The 19,804-nt window shown below is 70.9% G+C and carries 18 protein-coding genes and 1 pseudogene; 6 read left to right on the forward strand and 13 right to left on the reverse strand.

Annotated features, from left to right (window positions below; genetic code table 11):
• Window positions 1-8 precede the first annotated feature (8 nt).
• The 4 genes from EFK10_RS30510 (at window position 9) to EFK10_RS30525 (ending at window position 3,127) form a co-directional block, all read left to right on the forward strand.
• Window positions 9-1,496 carry a sensor histidine kinase gene (locus tag EFK10_RS30510; protein WP_127358903.1) on the forward strand — a complete coding sequence of 496 codons (1,488 nt, stop codon included), beginning with the start codon at window positions 9-11 and terminating at the stop codon, window positions 1,494-1,496.
• Window positions 1,493-2,128, forward strand: coding sequence for a hypothetical protein (locus tag EFK10_RS30515; RefSeq protein WP_240677568.1), 636 nt, complete (start codon window positions 1,493-1,495; stop codon window positions 2,126-2,128). Before EFK10_RS30510 ends, EFK10_RS30515 begins: the two co-directional genes overlap by 4 nt.
• Entirely contained in the window at window positions 2,125-2,667 is a 543-nt protein-coding gene (locus EFK10_RS30520; RefSeq protein ID WP_127358883.1) for a VanZ family protein, read from the forward strand. The genes EFK10_RS30515 and EFK10_RS30520 overlap by 4 nt, the downstream gene beginning before the upstream one ends.
• A 259-nt stretch (window positions 2,668-2,926) precedes the next feature.
• Complete coding sequence (locus EFK10_RS30525; RefSeq protein ID WP_127358884.1) at window positions 2,927-3,127, forward strand: PspC domain-containing protein; 201 nt, start codon at window positions 2,927-2,929, stop codon at window positions 3,125-3,127.
• Window positions 3,128-3,190: 63 nt separating this feature from the next.
• Here the strand turns inward: EFK10_RS30525 and EFK10_RS30530 are convergent, their stop codons facing one another.
• Together EFK10_RS30530 and EFK10_RS30535 are read right to left on the reverse strand one after the other, a co-directional pair.
• Window positions 3,191-3,505: a hypothetical protein gene (locus EFK10_RS30530; RefSeq protein WP_127358885.1), complete on the reverse strand. Its 315-nt coding sequence runs from the start codon at window positions 3,503-3,505 to the stop codon at window positions 3,191-3,193.
• Between the two features lie 178 nt (window positions 3,506-3,683).
• The gene (locus EFK10_RS30535; RefSeq protein ID WP_127358886.1) at window positions 3,684-4,850 is read right to left on the reverse strand and encodes an adenosine deaminase; all 1,167 of its coding nucleotides are present in this window, start codon (window positions 4,848-4,850) and stop codon (window positions 3,684-3,686) included.
• Window positions 4,851-4,960: 110 nt separating this feature from the next.
• Between EFK10_RS30535 and EFK10_RS30540 the strand changes: the two genes are divergently transcribed.
• Window positions 4,961-5,749, forward strand: a complete 789-nt coding sequence (locus EFK10_RS30540; RefSeq protein ID WP_127358887.1) for an alpha/beta hydrolase — start codon at window positions 4,961-4,963, stop codon at window positions 5,747-5,749.
• 51 nt (window positions 5,750-5,800) lie between these two features.
• Here the strand turns inward: EFK10_RS30540 and EFK10_RS30545 are convergent, their stop codons facing one another.
• The gene (locus EFK10_RS30545) at window positions 5,801-6,787 is read right to left on the reverse strand and encodes a LysR family transcriptional regulator (protein ID WP_127358888.1); all 987 of its coding nucleotides are present in this window, start codon (window positions 6,785-6,787) and stop codon (window positions 5,801-5,803) included.
• 62 nt (window positions 6,788-6,849) lie between these two features.
• Between EFK10_RS30545 and EFK10_RS30550 the strand changes: the two genes are divergently transcribed.
• Window positions 6,850-8,124, forward strand: a complete 1,275-nt coding sequence (locus EFK10_RS30550) for an MFS transporter (protein ID WP_127358889.1) — start codon at window positions 6,850-6,852, stop codon at window positions 8,122-8,124.
• A 235-nt stretch (window positions 8,125-8,359) separates the two neighbouring features.
• Here the strand turns inward: EFK10_RS30550 and EFK10_RS30555 are convergent, their stop codons facing one another.
• The 10 genes and pseudogenes from EFK10_RS30555 to EFK10_RS51085 all read right to left on the reverse strand — a co-directional run.
• Window positions 8,360-9,637, reverse strand: coding sequence for a thymidine phosphorylase (locus tag EFK10_RS30555; RefSeq protein ID WP_127358905.1), 1,278 nt, complete (start codon window positions 9,635-9,637; stop codon window positions 8,360-8,362).
• Between the two features lie 29 nt (window positions 9,638-9,666).
• Complete coding sequence (locus EFK10_RS30560; protein ID WP_127358890.1) at window positions 9,667-10,071, reverse strand: cytidine deaminase; 405 nt, start codon at window positions 10,069-10,071, stop codon at window positions 9,667-9,669.
• On the reverse strand, window positions 10,068-11,351 hold the full coding sequence (locus EFK10_RS30565; protein ID WP_206305644.1) for an ABC transporter permease: 1,284 nt from the start codon (window positions 11,349-11,351) through the stop codon (window positions 10,068-10,070). Before EFK10_RS30565 ends, EFK10_RS30560 begins: the two co-directional genes overlap by 4 nt.
• Window positions 11,348-12,460, reverse strand: a complete 1,113-nt coding sequence (locus EFK10_RS30570) for an ABC transporter permease (protein ID WP_127358891.1) — start codon at window positions 12,458-12,460, stop codon at window positions 11,348-11,350. Before EFK10_RS30570 ends, EFK10_RS30565 begins: the two co-directional genes overlap by 4 nt.
• Window positions 12,457-14,058, reverse strand: a complete 1,602-nt coding sequence (locus tag EFK10_RS30575) for an ABC transporter ATP-binding protein (protein ID WP_127358892.1) — start codon at window positions 14,056-14,058, stop codon at window positions 12,457-12,459. The genes EFK10_RS30570 and EFK10_RS30575 overlap by 4 nt, the downstream gene beginning before the upstream one ends.
• Before the next feature lie 232 nt (window positions 14,059-14,290).
• A complete protein-coding gene (locus EFK10_RS30580) occupies window positions 14,291-15,346 on the reverse strand; it encodes a BMP family lipoprotein (RefSeq protein WP_127358893.1) in 1,056 nt (351 codons plus the stop codon).
• Between the two features lie 155 nt (window positions 15,347-15,501).
• Window positions 15,502-16,644 carry a M20 family metallopeptidase gene (locus EFK10_RS30585; protein WP_240677571.1) on the reverse strand — a complete coding sequence of 381 codons (1,143 nt, stop codon included), beginning with the start codon at window positions 16,642-16,644 and terminating at the stop codon, window positions 15,502-15,504.
• 387 nt (window positions 16,645-17,031) lie between these two features.
• Window positions 17,032-18,522, reverse strand: a complete 1,491-nt coding sequence (locus EFK10_RS30590; protein WP_127358895.1) for a glycosyltransferase family 4 protein — start codon at window positions 18,520-18,522, stop codon at window positions 17,032-17,034.
• An 89-nt stretch (window positions 18,523-18,611) separates the two neighbouring features.
• On the reverse strand, window positions 18,612-19,667 hold the full coding sequence (locus EFK10_RS30595; RefSeq protein ID WP_127358896.1) for a hypothetical protein: 1,056 nt from the start codon (window positions 19,665-19,667) through the stop codon (window positions 18,612-18,614).
• Window positions 19,668-19,672: 5 nt separating this feature from the next.
• Window positions 19,673-19,804 (reverse strand): annotated as a pseudogene (locus EFK10_RS51085) (N-acetylneuraminate synthase family protein); the annotation flags it as partial.

The following is a 19,804-nucleotide window of genomic DNA, read 5'->3' on the forward strand; positions in this document are numbered from 1 at the left end:
TCGACGAGCTGTCCGAGCCCGCCCGGCTGAACGGCTGGAAGTCCCGGCTGCTGCGACTCACCAGCCTGCGGTTGCGCCTGGTGGCGGTGTTCGCCGCCGTCGCGCTGACCGCCGCCGTGTCCGCCTCCGGGATCGCGTACTGGCTCAACCGCGACGCCGTCCTGACCCGCGCCCAGAACGCGTCGCTCAACGACTTCCGCGACGCCATGTCCCGTACCGCGGGCTCGCTGTCGCTGTCGGCGTCCTGCACGGACCTCGGCGAGGCGGCCGCCGACATAGCCAACAGCACGCAGAACTACCAGGTGCTGCTGATCGACAACCAGTGCACCACGACGTCCCAGCCCGGCGGCTTCTCGATCGCCGACGTCCCGGCGACGCTCCGCAAGGCCGTCGAGAAGAAGAACCCCAAGCCGAACGACCCGTCCGAGTACCACCTGTACTGGCAGCGGGTGAATCTGCACGGCCAGCCCTATCTGGTGGGCGGCGCCAAAATGATCGGCGGCGGGCCGACCGGCTACATGTTCAAGTCCCTCGAGGCCGAGCGCAAGGACCTCAACTCGCTGGCCTGGTCGCTCGGCATCGCCACCGCGCTCGCCCTGATCGGCGCCGCGCTGCTCGCCCAGGCCGCCGCCTCCACGGTGCTGCGGCCCGTCCAGCGGCTCGGCGACGCCGCCCGCCGGCTCGGCGAGGGCAAGCTGGACACGCGGCTACGGGTGTCGGGCACCGACGAGCTGGCGGATCTGTCGCGGACCTTCAACCACACCGCCGAGCGCCTGGAGCAGCGGGTCGAGGAGTTGAGCGCCCGGGAGTCGGCCAGCCGCCGCTTCGTCGCCGACATGTCGCACGAGCTGCGTACGCCGCTGACCGCGATCACCGCCGTCGCCGAGGTGCTGGAGGACGAGGCGGAATCGTTCGACCCGCTGATCGCCCCCGCCGTACGGCTGGTGGTCTCCGAGACCCGGCGGCTGAACGAGCTGGTGGAGAACCTGATGGAGGTGACCCGCTTCGACGCGGGCACCGCCAAGCTGGTCTCCGACGAGGTCGATGTCGCCGACCAGGTGACCGCCTGCATGGACGCCCGCGCGTGGCTGGACTCCGTGGAACTGGACGCGCCCCGCGGCATCTTCGTACGGCTGGACCCGCGCCGCCTGGACGTCATCCTGGCCAACCTCATCGGCAATGCCCTCAAGCACGGCGGCTCTCCGGTGCGGGTCAAGGTCCGGCAGGTCGGCGAGGAGCTGGTCATCGAGGTCGCGGACAACGGCCCGGGCATCCCCGAGGACGTACTGCCGCATGTCTTCGACCGCTTCTACAAGGCGGACGCCTCGCGCGCCCGCTCCGAGGGCAGCGGGCTGGGCCTGTCCATCGCGCTGGAGAACGCACACATCCACGGCGGCGGGATCACCGCCGCGAACCGGCGGGGCGGCGGGGCCGTGTTCACCCTGCGGCTGCCGATGCCCAAGGAAGCGCCCCTGGAAGGGAGCGAGAACGAGTGAGTACCGCCCGTCGGCGGGTCGCCGCCACGCTGGGGGCGGTCCTCACGGTGGCCGCGTCCGCGTCCGCGTGCGGCATCCGCGCCACGTCCGTGCCGGTGGACGCCGGGGCCGCGCCGTCCCGCGTGTCGTGCACGGCCCCGAGCGCCTCGGCATCGGCGTCTGCGTCGGCCGGCACGTCAGCGGGCCCCGTGCGGCTCTACCTGGTCTGCCGGGGCGCCCAGGTCAGCCCCCTGTGGCGCGCCACGTCCGCCACGTCCGCCACGTCGGCCGCGTCCGCCGCCCCCGTCGCGGGGCGGCTCGCCACCGCGGACCGGCTGCTGGCCGAGCTCCAGCGGGAGCCAGGCCCCGACGAGTCCTCGGCCGGCTTCGCCACCACCGTGCCCGACGACCTGAAGCTCATCGGGCCGCACCGCACCGACCCGGCGGACGCTCTGCGGCTGAGCATCCCCCTCGACGAGCTGCCGCCTTTCGCCCTCGCCCAGCTGGTGTGCACCTTCGCCGGTACGGCGGCGGGCTCCACGAACGGCACCGTCGTACTCGGCGGATCGGGCTCCGGCGCCCCGCGCCGCTACAGCTGCACCGACGAGCTGCGGACGAATGCCTCGCGGACTGCGGGAACCGCCGTGCAATGACCTGCGTCCTTGCAGGCGTGCGGCGCGACGGCTCTCTCCCCAAAGTGCGCGCGGCGGGCCTGGTTCTCGCTGCGGCGTACCTGGCACTCATCGGGTGGCTGATGCTGCGTCCCCAGTACGTCGCCTGGGTCGACGCCCCCAATCTGCGACCGCTCGCCACCATCCGCGCCGACCTCGCCCAGCCCGACCCTCTCCTGGCCGCCCGCCGCCTCGGCGCCGGCCTCGCCCTGCTGGCCCCCCTCGGGGTCCTGCTGCCCATGGCCGGCGGCCGCGTCGTCGTCTCCGGCCTCGGCTCCTTCGCCCGCACGGTCTTCGCGGGGCTCATGGTCTCCCTCGCCGTCGAGTTCCTTCAGACCGGCGTCCCCGGCCAGATCTTCGACGTCGACGCCCTGCTCCTCAACACTCTCGGCGTCGCCCTGGCCTACCTCGCCGTCGTCCCCGCCGTCCGCCACCGGCTCCGCCGCCGCGCCGGCATGGCCCGTCGGCGATCTCAGGGGCCCACCCCGACGATTCCCAGGGTCGGCAGCCCAATTGCTTGACGCCGCCCTCGCACGCTTCGCGCCCGCCGCGTCAGCGGCTGATGTCACAGCGGGACAGCTGCGCAGGCCTCCGGCCGTCGTGCCGGAGGCACCGCCCGCCCCACCGGATCGGTGCACGGTCACCGCCTCGCGACCGGCTCGGGGGCCTACCCCGACGGCTTCCAGGGTCGGGATCGCCCCGTAGAGCGACGATTCAGCCCCCTATGCGCCCCTAGCGTGGAGTCATCAGCCAAACCGCTGAACCACGAAGGAGCCTCCCATGTCCGCACTGGTCCGCCCCCGTAACGGCCGGATGATCGCCGGGGTCTGCGCCGGGCTTGCCGACCGGTTCGGCACGTCCGCGACGACGATGCGCGTGATCTTCGTGCTGTCGTGCCTTCTGCCGGGGCCGCAGTTCCTGGTGTATCTCGCGCTCTGGGTGCTGCTGCCCTCGGAGAAGAGCGCGGGGTACGCCGTCTGACCGTACGAAAGCGGGCCGCGCCCTGTGGAAGGGTGCGGCCCGCTCTGGCGTACGGGGGTGGTGTCAGCCGCCCAGCGGCAGGGCGCCGGCCAGCGGAAGGGCGCCGGTGGGGAGGCCGCCGAGGAGGGTGCCGAGGCCCCGGGGGGTGTCCATGACGCCGGGGACGACGTGGGCGGTCTTGGTGGGCAGCGCCTGCGAGACCTGGCCCAGCGGCAGGGCCTTGACGATGTCGGCGGCCGGCACGGCTACCGGAAGCGCCCCCGGCAGCGTCGGAAGAGCACTCTCGGACGGGGCGGCGGAGGCCGAGCCGGCGGCGGCGCCGGCGAAGGCGATGCCGAGCACGGCGACACCGAGGGTCTTGACGGTTCCGGTCTTCATGGTTGCGGTCCTCGCGATGGGGGATGGTGCTTGGTGCGGCGCGCGACAACAGGATGTGACCACGCGACTTCGGAACGTATCGACGATCGCGCGACGGCCGCAACCGGACGCGCCCGACAGCGCGCCGCCGCTGTCGCCCGGATCCGAGGCCGCGCCCCCTGCCCCCGGCCCGCCGCCGCTAGCCCTCGCCCGGGCCGGATTCCCTGGCCACAGGGGGTGTTGGGACGGTCTGCCGGAAGAGCCACTCGGCCTTCAGCTCGGAGTAGCCGGGCTTGATCACGTCGTTGATCATCGCGAGACGTTCATCGAAAGGGATGAACGCTGATTTCATCGCATTGACCGTAAACCACTGCAGGTCATCGAGGGTGTAGCCGAACGCCTCGACCAGCCGCTCGCATTCGTGGCTCATGCTGGTGCCGCTCATCAGCCGGTTGTCGGTGTTGATGGTGACCCGGAAGTGCAGCCGCCGCAGCAGCCCGATGGGGTGCTCGGCGTACGAAGCGGCCGCGCCGGTCTGCAGGTTGGAGGTCGGGCACATCTCCAGGGGCACGCGCTTGTCGCGTACGTAGGAGGCGAGCCGGCCGAGCTTGACCGAGCCGTCGTCGGCGACATGGATGTCGTCGATGATGCGGACGCCGTGCCCGAGCCGGTCGGCGCCGCACCACTGGAGCGCCTGCCAGATGGAGGGCAGGCCGAAGGCTTCGCCGGCGTGGATGGTGAAGTGGTTGTTCTCACGCTTGAGGTACTCGAAGGCGTCGAGGTGGCGGGTGGGCGGGAAGCCCGCCTCGGCGCCGGCGATGTCGAAGCCGACGACGCCCAGATCGCGGTAGCGGTTGGCGAGTTCGGCGATCTCCTGGGAGCGGGCGGCGTGCCGCATCGCGGTGAGCAGCGCGCCGACGCGGATGCGGTTGCCGTCCTCGTGGGCGCGGCGCTCGCCAAGGCGGAAGCCCTCGTTGACGGCCTCGATGACCTGTTCCAGGGAAAGCCCGGCTTCGAGGTGCTGCTCGGGCGCGTACCGGATCTCGGCGTAGACGACGCCGTCGGCGGCCAGGTCCTCGGCGCACTCGGCGGCGACACGGACGAGTGCCGACCGGGTCTGCATGACACCGACGGTGTGGGAGAACGTCTCCAGGTAGCGTTCGAGCGAGCCGGAGTCGGCGGACTGTCGAAACCAGTCGCCGAGCCGGACTGGATCGGTCTCGGGCAGGGCGGAGTAGCCCGACTCGCGGGCGAGGTCGACGACGGTCCCCGGGCGGACGCCACCGTCGAGATGGTCGTGCAGCAGCACCTTCGGCGCGCGGCGGATCCGGTCCGCGTCCGGGAGGCTGAGGCTTGAGCTCGTCATTACCGCACGATAGCGCTTGCGGGGCCTACGCGCGTAGACCTTCGGGGCGATGCGGAAAATTGACCTGCTGGTCAGTTCGTGCACACCTGAATGTCTGCCATGGTTCTGCCATGGCTTCGCAAGCTTTGCCTGTGCGTGGTGCGCGGTTGGGCAGACAGATAACTCCGGGACTGGTCCCGGCAGGACTGGTACCGGCGGCACGGCGGGAGTCGTACGAAACCGTGCGCGCCGCCGTGCTTCTGCTGCCGGGGGGCGATGCGCTGAGCACGCGCCGCCGTTCGCCGATGGCGGTGGCGGCCATGCTGCCGCTGGGCCGCAGGCTGATCCGCTCCGGACGGGACGACGGTCTGGCGGCGCACGTCGTGCACTACCGCTTCCGCGGCTGGAACGGCGGCCACGCGCATCCCGCCGAGGACGCGTCCTGGGCGGTCGACGAGATCGTCCGGCGCTACGGCGACATACCGGTGTGCCTGGTCGGCATGGACATGGGCGCCCGCGCCGCGCTGCGGGCGGCCGGGCACCCGGCGGTCAGCTCCGTGGTGGCGATCGCCCCCTGGCTGCCGGCCGGCACCGAGCCCGACCCGGTGAAGCAGCTGATCGGACGCAAGATCCTGATGGTGCACGGCACCAATGACGACGACACCGACCCCGAGTTGTCGTACCGGCTCGCCGAGCGGGCCAAGAAGGTCAACCGCGACGTCTGCCGCTTCGAGGTGCACTCCGACGGCCATCTGCTGCAGGAGCACCGCCCCGAAGTCGCCGCCCTCACCGCCGACTTCGTCCTCGGTACCCTCCTCGGCGGAGCCCTCGCCCGGCCCGTCGCCGACGCCCTGGCCGCTCCCCCGCCGCTGGGGCTGCGCATGCCGCTGGCGGTGGGTTTCGGGACGGTACCTTCGTGACGTACGCGCCTGAGCGCTTTCCCCGAGGGAGGCGTGCGATGACCCACAGGGTTACGCGGGCAGCAGGTGGCCCCTGCGGCCGATCAGGAACTTCTTGAAGGCGGCGACCGGCGGCGTGTCCGGATGGCCCCCGAGCCAGGCGACGCCGATCTCGCGGACGGCGCGCTGCGCGGTGACGGTCAGCTCGGACACGCCCGGCCTCGGCACCGTCGGTGGCGGCAGCAGGGCGACACCGAGGCCTGCCGCCACCAGGCCGCGCAGGGTCTCGGCCTCCTCGCCCTCGAAGGCGATCCTCGGGGTGAAGCCGGCCTCCGCGCAGAGTGCGTCGGTGATCCGGCGCAGCCCGTAGCCCGGTTCGAGGGTCACGAAGAGTTCGTTGGCCGCCTCTGCCAGCCGGACCCGCTTGCGGCCCGCCAGCCGGTGGCCCTCCGGGACGACGAGCCGCAGCCGCTGCTCGTCGAGACGGCGGGTGACCAGATCCGGGGCGTCAGGCACAGGAGAGGTCAGGCACAGGTCGAGCTCACCTGCGCGCAGCCGCTCCAGCATCGCCTCGCCGTACCCCTGGACAAGGGTGAACTGCACGCGCGGATGGTCCGCCCGGAAGGTCCGCAGCAGCCCCGGCACCGTCTCCGTACCCAGCGTGTGCAGAAAGCCGAAGGCCACCCTGCCCCCCTCCGGGTCGGCGTCGGCCCGTACGGACTCGGCGGACCGCTCCACCTCGGCCAGCGCCCGCTCCACGGACGCCAGAAATCCGCGGCCGGCCGGGGTCAGCGACACTGTCCGGCCCTGGCGGGCGAACAGTGCGACGCCCAGGTCGAGTTCGAGCCGGACCATGGCCCGGCTGAGGGTCGACTGCGGCATGCCGAGCTGCTGCGCGGCCCGCGTCACATGCTCATGGCGGGCCACAGCGGCGAACTGCGCCAGGCGCGGCGCCAGCACGGTCGCCCACGACTCGGGCTCCAGATCGGCGGCGGCTGAGATTTCTTTTCTGTCACTGCTTCGTGACAGTGTTGGCTGTGAGCTGTGTTCATGCGCCATGGGAACGATTATCCGCACTTTGTGCATTGGACGCATGAAAGAGGCAGGCCTACTTTTGTGGCATGCCACCTGCCGATACTGGGGCGTCCACCGTGATCCGCGTGGGCGCCTCGATCTCGCCGTCCGAGCCGCCCCTGCCGCCCAAGCTGAGCCCCGGCGGCGCCGGCTACCGCCGTGCGCTGTACGCGCTCTTCGCCGCCGGCCTCGCCACCTTCGCCCTGCTCTACTCCACGCAGGCGCTGCTCCCGGCGATCTCCGTCGGCCTCTCCCTCAGCCCCGCCGAGGCCAGCCTCACCGTCTCCGCGGCCACCGCCGCGCTCGCGGTCGCGCTGCTGCCGATGAGCGCGCTGAGCGAGAAGTACGGGCGTACGGCGGTCATGACGGCCTCGGTCTTCAGCGCGGCGGGCCTGGCGTTGATCATCCCCTTCGCGCCGAACCTGACCTGGCTTGTCGTGCTGCGGGCCGTCCAGGGCGCTGCCCTCGCCGGTCTGCCCGCCACCGCCATGGCCTACCTCGCTGAGGAGGTCCACCCCAAGGCGGTCGCCTCGGCCATCGGCCTCTACGTCGCCGGCAACAGCATCGGCGGCATGAGCTCCCGCATCCTCACCGGCGCCGTCGCCCAGTACGCGGGCTGGCGGGCCGCCCTCCTCGCCGTCGGTCTCATGTCCCTGGCCTGCGCCATCGCCTTCCGGATGCTCGCTCCCGCCGCCCGCCACTTCCGCCCGGCCCCGGTCAACCCGGCCGCTCTGTGGCGTACGGTCACCACGCACCTGGGCAATCCCCTGCTGCGGCGGCTGTACCTGATCGGGCTGCTCTTCATGGCCGTCTTCGGCGCCGTCTACACGGTGCTCGGCTACCGGCTCGCGGCCCAGCCCTTCGCCCTCTCCCAGTCCGCGATCGGCCTCATCTTCCTGGTCTACCTCGTCGGCACGGCCGCCTCGGCCGGCTCCGGCCGGCTGCTCGCCCGCCTCGGCCGGCGCGGCGCCCTGTACGTCGCCGTCGCCCTGGTTGCGGCCGGGCTGCTGCTCACGCTGTCCGGCTCCCTGGCTCTCATCCTCGCCGGGCTCGTACTCATCACCGGCGGCTTCTTCACCGGCCACGCGATCGCCTCCGGCGCCGTCAGCCGCACCGCCACGTTCGGCCGTGCCCAGGCCTCCGCCCTCTACCTCACCGCCTACTACATCGGCGCCAGCCTCGGCGGCACCGTAGGCGCCTCCGCCTACCACTCCGCCGGCTGGTCAGGCACCGTCGCCCTCGCCCTCGCCGCCGTCGTAAGCGTCGCCTGCATCACCCTCTACGGCACCCGCCAGGCCATCGCAGCCGCCCGGACCGCCTGAGCCCGGGCCACCACGCCACCCCGGCGGCCCGGTCGGGGGTCGCCGGGGCCGGGGCCTGCGGGGCCGGGGCCTCCGGGGTGGGAGTCCTGGATCGACATATTTACGTGCGTGACGGGCCCTCCGCTGCCTCACCCGGCATGCCGCACACAAATATGCGGAGCATCCAGGACCCCCACCCCTCCGCCCCCGACCCCTCTTGCCGGCGTTCCCACTCACCCGTACGGGGAACCGCAGGTCAGGCGATACGGTCCAGCACGATGGGCTTGGCCGGGTACTCCGTGCCCGGGGGCGAGATCTCGACAGCGCCGTCAAGGGCGGCGAGGGCGTAGTCGAACTTCTCCGGGGTGTCGGTGTGCAGCGTGAGCAAGGGCTGGCCGGCCGTGACCGAGTCACCCGGCTTGGCGTGGAGTTCGATGCCGGCGCCGGCCTGGACCGGGTCTTCCTTACGCGCACGCCCTGCGCCGAGGCGCCAGGCGGAGACGCCGACGGCGTAGGCGTCGAGGCCGGTGAGGACACCGGACGCGGAGGCCGTGACGACGTGCTGCTCACGGGCCACCGGCAGGGCGGCGTCGGGGTCGCCACTCTGGGCGGCGATCATCCGGCGCCAGACGTCCATCGCGGAGCCGTCGGCGAGGGCCTTCGCGGGGTCGGCGTCCTTGAGGCCCGCGGCGTCAAGCATTTCGCGGGCCAGGGCGAGCGTGATCTCGACGACGTCGGCCGGCCCGCCGCCCGCGAGGACCTCGACGGACTCACGGACTTCCAGGGCGTTGCCGGCCGTCAGGCCCAGCGGGGTGGACATGTCCGTGAGCAGGGCGACCGTCTTGACGCCGTGGTCGGTCCCGAGCCCGACCATGGTCGACGCGAGTTCGCGCGCCTGCTCCAGGTTCTTCATGAAGGCGCCGGAGCCGACCTTGACGTCCAGGACAAGGGATCCCGTGCCCTCGGCGATCTTCTTGGACATGATCGAGGACGCGATCAGCGGGATGGCCTCGACCGTCGCCGTGACGTCGCGGAGCGCGTAGAGCTTCTTGTCGGCCGGGGCGAGCCCGTCGCCCGCCGCGCAGATGACCGCGCCGGTGTCCCGCAGGACGCCGATCATCTCGTCGTTCGACAGCAGGGCCCGCCAGCCGGGGATGGACTCGAGCTTGTCGAGCGTGCCGCCGGTGTGGCCCAGCCCGCGCCCGGAGAGCTGCGGGACAGCCGCTCCGCAGGCCGCGACGAGGGGCGCGAGCGGCAGGGTGATCTTGTCGCCGACGCCGCCCGTGGAGTGCTTGTCGGCGGTGGGGCGCGGCAGGGAGGAGAAGTCCATCCGCTCGCCGGAGGCGATCATCGCGGCGGTCCAGCGGGCGATTTCGGCGCGGTCCATGCCGTTGAGCAGGATGGCCATGGCCAGCGCCGACATCTGCTCGTCGGCGACCACGCCGCGCGTGTAGGCGTCGATGACCCAGTCGATCTGCTCGTCACTCAGTCGGCCGCGGTCCCGCTTCGTACGGATGACGGAGATGGCGTCCATAGCATCGGTAGCCATAGTTAGTTACGTTCCTAACGATTGATCAGGTCTTCGGGGCCGAACGCGTCCGGCAGGACGTCCCGCATGGTGCGCACCCCGCCCGCCATGTCGACCAGCAGCTCGGGGCCCCCGTGCTCCCACAGCAGCTGACGGCACCGGCCGCACGGCATGAGCAGATTGCCCGCGCGGTCGACGCAGGTGAAGGCGACCAGCCGGCCGCCCCCGGTGGCGTGCAGGGCCGACACGAGCCCGCACTCGGCGCACAGCCCGAGCCCATAGCTGGCGTTCTCCACATTGCACGCCGAGATGACGCGGCCGTCGTCGACGAGGGCCGCGACACCCACGGGGAATTCGGAGTACGGGACGTAGGCCCGGGACATGACATCCCGGGCCTGCGTCCGCAGCGCCTCCCAGTCGATCGAGGGGGAGTCGCTCACTTGCCCTGGCCCTTCCGATAGCGCATACCGTCAGCCTTGGGCATACGCAGCCGTTGTGCCGACAGGGAGAGCACCAGCAGGGTGACGACGTACGGCGTGGCACCGACGAAGTCGTCGGGGACCTGGTCCGTCATGAGGAACCAGAGCAGCACCAGCCCGGCCATGACAGCGCTGACGACACCCTGGACGTACGCCTTCCTCCACAGCTTCCACGCCGCCAGCAGGACCAGCAGCACCACGAGCAGGAGAAGCAGCGCGTGGACGGTCGGGCCGCCGTTGCGCAGCTGCAGGGCGTCGGCGTAGCCGAAGAGCCCGGCGCCGGTGGCCAGGCCGCCGACCCGCCAGTTGCCGAAGATCATCGCGGCGAGGCCGATGTAGCCGCGGCCGCCGGTCTGGCCCTCGAGGTAGATGTGCGAGGGGACCATCGCCAGGAAGGCGCCGCCGAGGCCGGCGAGGCCGCCGGAGATGATCACAGCGATGTACTTGTAGAGGTAGACGTTGACGCCGAGCGATTCGGCGGCGATCGGGTTCTCACCGCAGGAGCGCAGCCGCAGGCCGAACGAGGTCCGCCACAGCACGAAGAAGCTGCCGACGAAGAGCACCGCGGCCAGGATGGTCAGCACCGACAAGTCGGTGACGAAGCCGCCGAGAATGCCAGCGAGGTCGGAGACGAAGAACCAGCCGTGCTGTTCGATGTCGTGCAGCCAGCTCGACAGACCCGGCACGGTGACCGTGGGCAGGCTGTCGACGGGCGGCGACTGCTTGGGGTTGCCACCCTTGGTCGCGGCCTCGCCGGTGTTGAACCACAGCTTGGCGAAGTACTGGGTGGCACCGAGCGCCAGGATGTTGATCGCCACACCGGAGACGATGTGGTCGACGCCGAAGGTGACGGTGGCGATGGCGTGGACCAGGCCGCCGAGCATGCCGCCGAGGATTCCGGTGAGGACACCGATCCAGGGGCTGCTCTGCCAACCGGCCCAGGCACCGAAGAAGGTGCCGAGGATCATCATGCCCTCGAGGCCGATGTTGACCACACCGGACCGCTCCGACCACAGGCCGGCCAGGCCCGCCAGGCCGATCGGCACGGCGAGGCCGAGTGCGGCACTGATCTGGCCTTCGGCGGTGAGCTGGCCCTGGCCGGTGATGATCCGTACGACCGATACGAGCGCGAGCGCGGCCGCGATGATCAGCAGGATCACCGGAAGGGAGAGCCTGCGCTTGCCGGCCTTGGCCGCTATGGGCGCCGCAGGCGGCGGGGTCTTGGTCATCGTGGCAGTCACGCCGTCACCTCCTGCTTGTTCTTGGCCTGGGCGGCGAGCTCCTCGCCGACCTTCTGCTGCTGGCGCTTGATCCCGTACCGGCGGACCACCTCGTAGGCGATGACGACGCTCAGGACGATGACGCCCTGCATGACGCCGACGATCTCCTTGTCGTAGTTCTCGAACTCCAGCTGGGTCGAGGTCCGCTCCAGGAACGCCCACAGCAGCGCCGCCAGCGCGACACCGACCGGGTTGTTACGGCCGAGCAGCGCCACGGAGATACCGACGAAGCCGACACCGGCGGGGAACTCGGTGCCGAACTGGTGCGCGTCGTTGAGCAGCGTCGGCATACCGATCAGACCTGCCATGGCGCCCGAGATCAGCATGCTGGTGATCACCATGCGCTTGACGCTGACACCGCTCGCCTCGGCGGCCGACTCGGACTGGCCGACGGCCCGCAGGTCGAAGCCGAAGCGAGTGCGGTTGAGCACGAACCAGTAGGCGACGCCGAGCAGGACGGCGATGACGATGAAGCCGTAGACGTCGCCGTTCAGCTCGCCCATGTTGAAGTTGAAGAGGTGGCCCGAGGCGGGCAGCGGCTCAGTGGAGACCTGGGTCTGGGCGGCGTCCAGGTGGCCGAGCCGGCCGGGCTGGAGCAGATAGCCGATGACCGAGGTGGCGATCGCGTTCAGCATGATGGTGGCGATCACCTCGCTGACGCCACGGGTCGTCTTCAGCACACCCGCGATGCCCGCCCACATGCCGCCGACCAGCATGGCGACCAGGATGATCAGCGGGATCTGCAGAAAGCTCGGCAGCGTGACGGCACCGCCGACGGCCGCCGCGAAGAAGGCGCCCATCCGGTACTGGCCGTCGACGCCGATGTTGAACAGGTTCATACGGAAGCCGATGGCGACCGCGAGGCCTGCGATGTAGTACGTCGTCGCCTTGTCGAGGATGTAGACCTGGCTGTCGCTCTTGATGCCGTACTGGAACATGATGTTGAACGCGTCGAACGGCTGCTTACCGGTGGCGACCAGCACCAGGGCGGTCACCACGAACGAGACGACGATCGCGAGTACGGGGGCGGCGATGGCGAGGAGCAGCCGCTCCTTGTCGATTTTCTTCATCGGTCCTCTCCCCCAGTGTCATCGCCGTGCTCCAGATGACCGGAGGCGGCGCCGGTCATCGCGGAGCCGAGCTCCTCGGGGGTGATGGTGGCGGGGTTGGCGTCGGCGACCAGGCGGCCGCGGTACATGACGCGCAGGGTGTCGGACAGGCCGATCAGCTCGTCCAGGTCGGCGGAGATCAGCAGTACGGCGAGGCCCTCGCGGCGGGCCTCGCGGATCTGGTCCCAGATCTGTGCCTGGGCGCCGACGTCCACGCCCCGGGTGGGGTGCGCGGCGATCAGCAGCTTGGGCAGGTGGCTCATCTCGCGGCCGACGATCAGCTTCTGCTGGTTGCCACCGGACAGCGAGGCCGCGGTGACCTCGATACCGGGGGTGCGGACGTCGTACTCACGCACGATCCGCTCGGTGTCGCGGCGGGCGGCGGACGGGTCGAGGAGGGCGCCCTTGCTGTTGGGTCGTTCGGTGACATGGCCGAGGATGCGGTTCTCCCACAGCGGGGCCTCGAGCAACAGGCCGTGGCGGTGGCGGTCCTCGGGGATGTAGCCGATGCCGTCCTCGCGGCGCTTGCGCGTCGGGGCGTGGGTGATGTCGTCGTCGCCGAGGACGATGCGGCCTGCGTCGGGGTCGAGCATGCCCATGATGGCCTCGACCAGTTCCGCCTGGCCGTTGCCCTCGACTCCGGCGATGCCCAGGACCTCGCCCTTGTGGATGGTGAAGGTGATCTGGTCCAGGACGATGCGCTCGATGCCCTCCAGGTCGATCTCGGAGAGGTGCAGCCCCTCGATGCCCAGCATCGGCACATCGGTGACCGTCGACTCGCGGGTCTCCGGCGAGGGCAGCTCACTGCCGACCATCAGCTCGGCGAGCTGCTTGGGCGTGGTGTGCTTCGGGTCGGCGGAACCGACCGTGGTGCCGCGCCGGATGACGGTGATCTCGTCGGCGACCGACAGCACCTCGCCCAGCTTGTGCGAGATGAAGATGACGGTCAGGCCCTCGGCCTTGAGCTCGCGGAGGTTGTCGAAGAGCGCGTCGACCTCCTGCGGGACCAGGACCGCGGTCGGCTCGTCGAGGATCAAGGTGCGGGCGCCTCGGTAGAGAACCTTGAGGATCTCCACGCGCTGACGGTCTGCCACACCGAGATCCTCGACGAGAACGTCGGGGCGCACCCCGAGGCCGTACGCGTCGGAGATCTCCTTGATCTTGGCGCGGGCCTTGCCGCCGATCCCGTACAGCTTCTCGCTGCCGAGCACGACGTTCTCGAGGACGGTGAGATTGTCGGCGAGCATGAAGTGCTGGTGCACCATGCCGATGCCGCGGGCGATGGCGTCACCGGGGTCGTGGAAGGTGACCTTCTCGCCGTCGACGATGATGGTGCCCTCGTCCGGCTTCTGCATGCCGTAGAGGATTTTCATCAGCGTCGACTTCCCGGCGCCGTTCTCGCCCACGAGGGCGTGGACGGTGCCGCGGCGCACGATGATGTCGATGTCGTGGTTGGCCACGACGCCGGGGAATCGTTTGGTAATGCCGTGGAGCTCTACGGCATTCGGACTGGACGCTTTGATGGCGCACTCTCCTCGCGGGAAAAGAGCGGGGGGCATTGGGGGGCGGTGGTGGCGAACGTATCGCGAGGACCGAACTCTACGCGCGTAGCGTTGTCAGATCCATAGCTAGGCGTGGCCGGATCGGAAATTAACGTCCAGGAGCGCACCCGGAAACACTATCCGGCGCCGGGACGGACACATGGGCGAGGCCCGGGAGGGGAGAGCCTGCGCTCTCGCCCCACCGAGCCTCGCTTTCGAGCTGTCCGGACAGTGACCGCGGGGGCCGGTGTCAGGAGACGGTGGTCTTCACCTTGATGTCGCCGTTGACGATCTTCTTCGTGGCGGCGTCGAGCTGGGTCTTGATGTCGTCGATGAAGCCGCCGCTGTAGGAGAGGCCGACGCCGCCCTTGGCCAGGCTGTAGGTCTGGGTGCCGGTCAGCGGGGTGCCGCCCTTGACGGAGCTGATCAGGTCGTAGACCGAGACGTCGACGTTCTTCAGCGCCGAGGTCAGGATCGAGTTCTTGTACTTGGCCAGCGAGGCGTCCTGGTACTGGTCGGAGTCGACACCGATCGCCCAGGTGCCCGTCTTGCCGGCCACGGCCTCGATCGCGCCGTTACCGGAGGAGCCGGCCGCCGAGTAGATGACGTCGTTGCCGCTGTCGAGCATGCCCTGGGCGGCTTCCTTGCCCTTGGCGGGGTCGGCGAAGCCGGAGAGGTCCGAACCGTGGCTCAGGTACTGCGCGGTGACCTTGGCCTTGGGGTTGGTGTCCGTGACGCCCTGGTCGAAGCCCGCCTGGAACTTCTTGATCAGCGGGATGTCGACGCCGCCGATGAAGCCGATCTTGTTGGTCTTGGTCTTCAGCGCGGCCGCGACGCCCGCCAGGTAGGAGCTCTGCTCCTCGGTGAACTGAATGCTGTCCACGTTCTTGCCCGGGACGACCGAGTCGACGATGCCGAAGGTGACATTGGGGTACTTCTTGGCGGCCGCCGTCATCGCGGTCGCGTAGGAGTAACCGACACCGATGACGGGGTTGTAGCCCGCGTCGGCCAGCTGCTCGAGCCGCGTCTCGCGGTCCGCGTCGGTGTCGGCGGTCTTGGCCGTGAGCTCCTTGACCTGGGTGACGCCGAGGCCCTTCTTGGCCTTGTCGATGCCGGCGGCGGCGGAGTCGTTGAACGAGTGGTCGCCACGGCCACCGACGTCGTACGCGATGCCGACCTTCAGGCCGCCGCTGCTGCTTCCACTGGAAGAGGCGTCGGACTGGGAGCTGCTACCACAGGCGGTGGCACTGAGCGCGAGCACCGCGGAGGCGATGCCCGCGGCGGTGATCTTGGTTACCCGGCGCAAGAGGGTACCCCTTCAACTCGAAGCGCCCCGTCCGGCGCTGGCTTAACCGGGAGCTTAACGCGCGTAGATGTCAGGTAAAGGGGGGTTGGCCACCCGTTATCGGATCGACGCATTTCGGCCAGGTGAACCGCCCGTGGCAGGGCGGTCACCCAACGTCAGACCAGCAGTGCAGCCGAAGTGAAGAGTTCCACCCCGACTTTGATCGCACCCTCGTCCACATCGAAATCACCTTGGTGGAGGTCGTGCTTGGCGGTGTCCCCCAACGGGCGTACGCCGAGCCGGGCCAGCGCCCCCGGCACCTGCTCCAGGTACCAGGAGAAGTCCTCGCCGCCGAGGCTCTGCTCGGTGTCCTCGACGGCGTGCGCGCCATAGCGGGCGGTCATCGCGTCCCGCAGCAGCTCCGTGGAGTCCGCCTCGTTCACCACCGGCGGCACACCCCGGTGGTACGTCAGCTCCCACTTCGCCCGATACATCCCGGCGACCTGGTCGATCACCTCGTGTACGAGATCCGGGGCGTCGCGCCAGGCGCCCAGGTCCAGGCAGCGGACCGTGCCCTCCAGCTCGGCGTGCTGCGGGATCACATTGCAGGCGTGGCCTGCCTGGATACGGCCCCACACCACGCTCAGCCCCGAGCGCGGGTCCACCCGGCGGGCCAGGACGGCGGGCAGCTCGGCGGCCATCTTCGCGGCCGCCATCACCAGGTCGGTGGTCAGGTGCGGGCGGGCCGTGTGACCACCGGAGCCGTCCAGCGACAGCTCGAGGCGGTCACAGGCCGAGGTGATCGGCCCCTGCCGCAGCCCGATCCGGCCGACCTCCACCTTCGGGTCGCAGTGCACGGCCAGGATCCGGCCGACGCCGTCCAGCACATTGGCCTTGATCGCGTCCAGCGCGCCGCCCGGCATGACCTCCTCGGCCGGCTGGAAGATCAGCCGTACGGGCCGGGGCAACCGCCCCGCGCGCTCCAGCTCGGCCAGCACCAGGCCTGCGCCCAGCACCACCGTGGTGTGCACGTCGTGGCCGCAGGCGTGCGCGCGGCCCGGGATCGTGGAGCGGTAGTCCACCCGCTTGGTGTCCGGGATCGGCAGCCCGTCCAGATCCGCCCGCAGCGCGAGCCGGGGCCGGTCGGGGTCGGTCGCGCCGATGTCGCAGACCACGCCCGTGCCGCCGGGCAGAACCCACGGCTTGAGGCCCGCCCGCTCCAGCCGGTCCTTGACCGCGGCCGTCGTACGGAACTCCTGCCTGCCCAGCTCGGGATGCATGTGCAAGTCCCGCCGGAAGGCGATCAGTTCGGCACGCATCGGCTCCGACAGCGCGCCGGACAGCACGCTGTACGGCTCGGACTCGGACGCTTCGGAAGGTTCGGATGGTGAGTCGTTCACCTCCGACAGGCTAGACCGCATCTGGGCTCCTGATCGCTACATCGCCGTAAAATCATTCTCCGAGGAGAAGAACTGGTCCCCCGTTCGGCGCTTATCCGGATCCGCCCGGGGGTATCACTCCAGTTTGCTCCTTGCCCGTCCATGGTGACTCAAGCCTCGGTCGACCGCGACGCGTCGCGGTCGGTGGCAGCAGCTGTAGCACGCGGAGACACGCGGGGCTGCACGCTGACGACTTCGAAGGCCTGGACAGCGCCATGGACGTTGTAGCGGTCTGATCGCCCGGGTCCGGCCACCCCGGAATAGGAGTCACCCCTCGCGGCCCGGCCCCAGCAGCCTCCCGTAGAGGTCGAGGAGCGGGGCCGACTGGGTCTGCCAGGACCAGACGCGGAGCGTGTCCGTGCGGTCATACGCCTTCCGGTAGCGGCGCGGATTGGTGAGGACGGCACCGACGGCCCGGACGAAGTCGGGGGTGGAGCGGGAGCGGAAGACCTCGCCGTTGCCGAGTTCGAGGGTGGCGGCGGACATGGCGCGGACGTCGGCGACGACGACGGGCAGGCGGGCGTGGGCGTACTCGAAGTAGCGGGTCGGGAGCGCGAGCTGGCGGTGGGGGAGGTGGTGGACGGGGAGGACGCCGATGTCGGCGGAGGAGAGGAAGGCCGGGATGTCGGCGGGCTGCACATAGGGCAGGACGTGCAGGCGGCCGGTGACGCCCAGCTCGGCGGCGCGGGCGGTGAGGGCCAGCAGGTGCGGGTCGGCCGGGTCGGGGACGACGAAGGCGGCGTGCAGGTCGTACAGCTTGGGGAGCGCCTCGATGACGGTGAGCAGCCCGCGTGAGGGCGCGACGGCGCCGCTGTGGACGAGGAGCGGGATGTCCGGGGCGAGCCGGCAGGCCTCGCGTACGCCGGGTGAGGGTGCGGGGCGCGGATCGTAGGGCGGGGCGTTGAGGACGACGGTCGGGGTGGCGGAGAGGGCGTGGCGCTTGCGGAGCTGGTCGGCGTAGGAGTCAGCGACGGTCACGACGCCGTCGGCCAGCGGTGCGTAGGCCCGTTCGTGGGCGTCACGGGCAGCGGTGCCGCGGTGGGAGGCGGCGCGCCGGGCGAAGGCGTCCCAGACCACCTCGATACGGTGCCCGGCGCCCTCCGCGCGGTAGGCGGCCCGGACGGCGGTACCGAGGGTGCGGTGGCCGAGGGCGTGGATGAGGTGCGGGCGCAGTTCGTCCAGCACCGGGCCGTACGCGATCTCCAGGTCCAGCAGCAGCGGGTCGAGCCGCCGCCAGGCCGCGGTGCCGCGCAGGCCTCGGGTGAGGGTGACCACGGCCTTGTCCAGCGGCCCGCCCGGTGTGGTCCGGCTGCGTACGGCGGCCCGGTACTGCGCCGAGCGCACCGCCGTCCAGGCCCGGCGGACGGCCTGCACGAGGTGGGCGCCGGCGTGGCCGATGCGGGCGGCGGCCTTCAGCGGCAGCGCGCGGTGGACGACGTCCAGCTCGGCGCTGCGGGTCGCGATGAGGGCCGCCTGCGCGGTGAGGCGGGCGTTGCGGTACTCATACGCGTCCGCGCCCCGGTAGGCCAGCGGCCGGCGCACGCCCGGACGGGGGCGGCGCAGCCGGTGCCGGTGCAGGGTCTCGGCGACGGACGCCCGTAAGACCCGTACCCCGGGCGGCGCGGGCCCGGGATCCGGGACGGCACGGCCGATGAGGGTGACGTCGTATCCGGCTCCGGCGGCAGCGGCGGCCACCCGGTGGGCGCGGGAGTCGCCGTCGAGTGTGCTGTCGGACAGGACGGCGACACGTTGGGCCATGTGGCCAGCCAATCGGGGGAGAGTGAGCGGTGGGTGACCGGCAGCTTACGCAGGGCCGAATGGCGCGAGTGGGTGGGGCTGATGTTGTGTCAGGCCTTGGCCGTGTCCGTGATCGACGCGAGGAAGCCCTGGGCGCGCGGTGAGGCGTTCTCCGTGAGCCAGGCGGGGTCGACGTCGCAGGGGATGATGCGGACGCCGGTGCCCTGGAGGGCCAGCGGGAGGGTGTGCAGGACGGTCGACGGGAAGCTCAGGACCGTATGCCCTATGGGGCCGCGCCGGGCGACGAGTTCGAGGGGCAGGTCGGGGCGGACGATCTCCAGGCCGGTGGCGGCGGCCAGGGCGCGCAGCTTGTCGGGGCTCTCGCGGCGGTGGGCGAAGTAGCGGGTGGCCCCGTGGGTGTGGGCGAGTGCTCCGACAGCCGTGAGGTATCGCTCGGGGTCCACGACGCCGGTCTCGACGAGCGACGTACCGACGATGTCGGTGCTGGCCGTGATGAGCGGCGGCCCGAACCGGGCCCTGGTCCAGCCGAAGCGGTTGGCGCGCAGCGCCATGCCGGGCGGCGGGGTGGCGGGCATGGAGCTGAACAGCTCGACCTCGCGGCCGTGACCCGGCGTGAGCCGGCGCCGGGCGGCGAAGGCGAAGGCCCCGAAGGCGGTGTCGGCGGGTGAGCGGCGCCGTCCGCTGCGGTGCCAGCGCACCAACCGCGCGCCGCGCGTGAGCAGTTCGGTGAACTCCATGGTGGCGGTGCCGTCGTCCACGACCGTGATCTCGCGGGCGCGGCTCAGCGGCAGCAGCACCTGCACGAGCCGTGAGAAGGGGTCACCGAGGACGATCCGCCGGGCTCTGCGCAGCTCGGGCGTCAGCTCCGTCGCGATCTTCGCCAGCGCGGTCCGCGAGGAACGCGGCTCGCACCAGTGCACGTTGTGGCCCTCGTCCATGGCGAGTTCAGTCATGCGCCGGAGCTGCCCCCGGCTCATCACGTCCTTCGGGGACAGTACGACGACCGTCAGCGGGCCGCGTCCCGGAGCGGCCGAGGCCACTCCGGGACGCGCCGCCGACGGTGACGCCGGAGGATTGACATGCGCCCACTCCAGCACGTTGAGAAGCTGAACGGGGCTCTCTACGAGTGCCAGAGTTTCGCTCATGTCGGTCAGGCCGAGACGCTCTCGGCGGCAGCGGCCTCGGCGGCCTCCTGCTCGGCGATGACGCCGGGCACGCGGCGGAGCTTCTTCATCGGGCCGAGCTCGCCCTCGTAGACCTTCTTCACGCCGTCGCCGAGCGC

The organism is Streptomyces soli (genome assembly GCF_003999195.1).
GTDB lineage: Bacteria > Actinomycetota > Actinomycetes > Streptomycetales > Streptomycetaceae > Actinacidiphila > Actinacidiphila soli.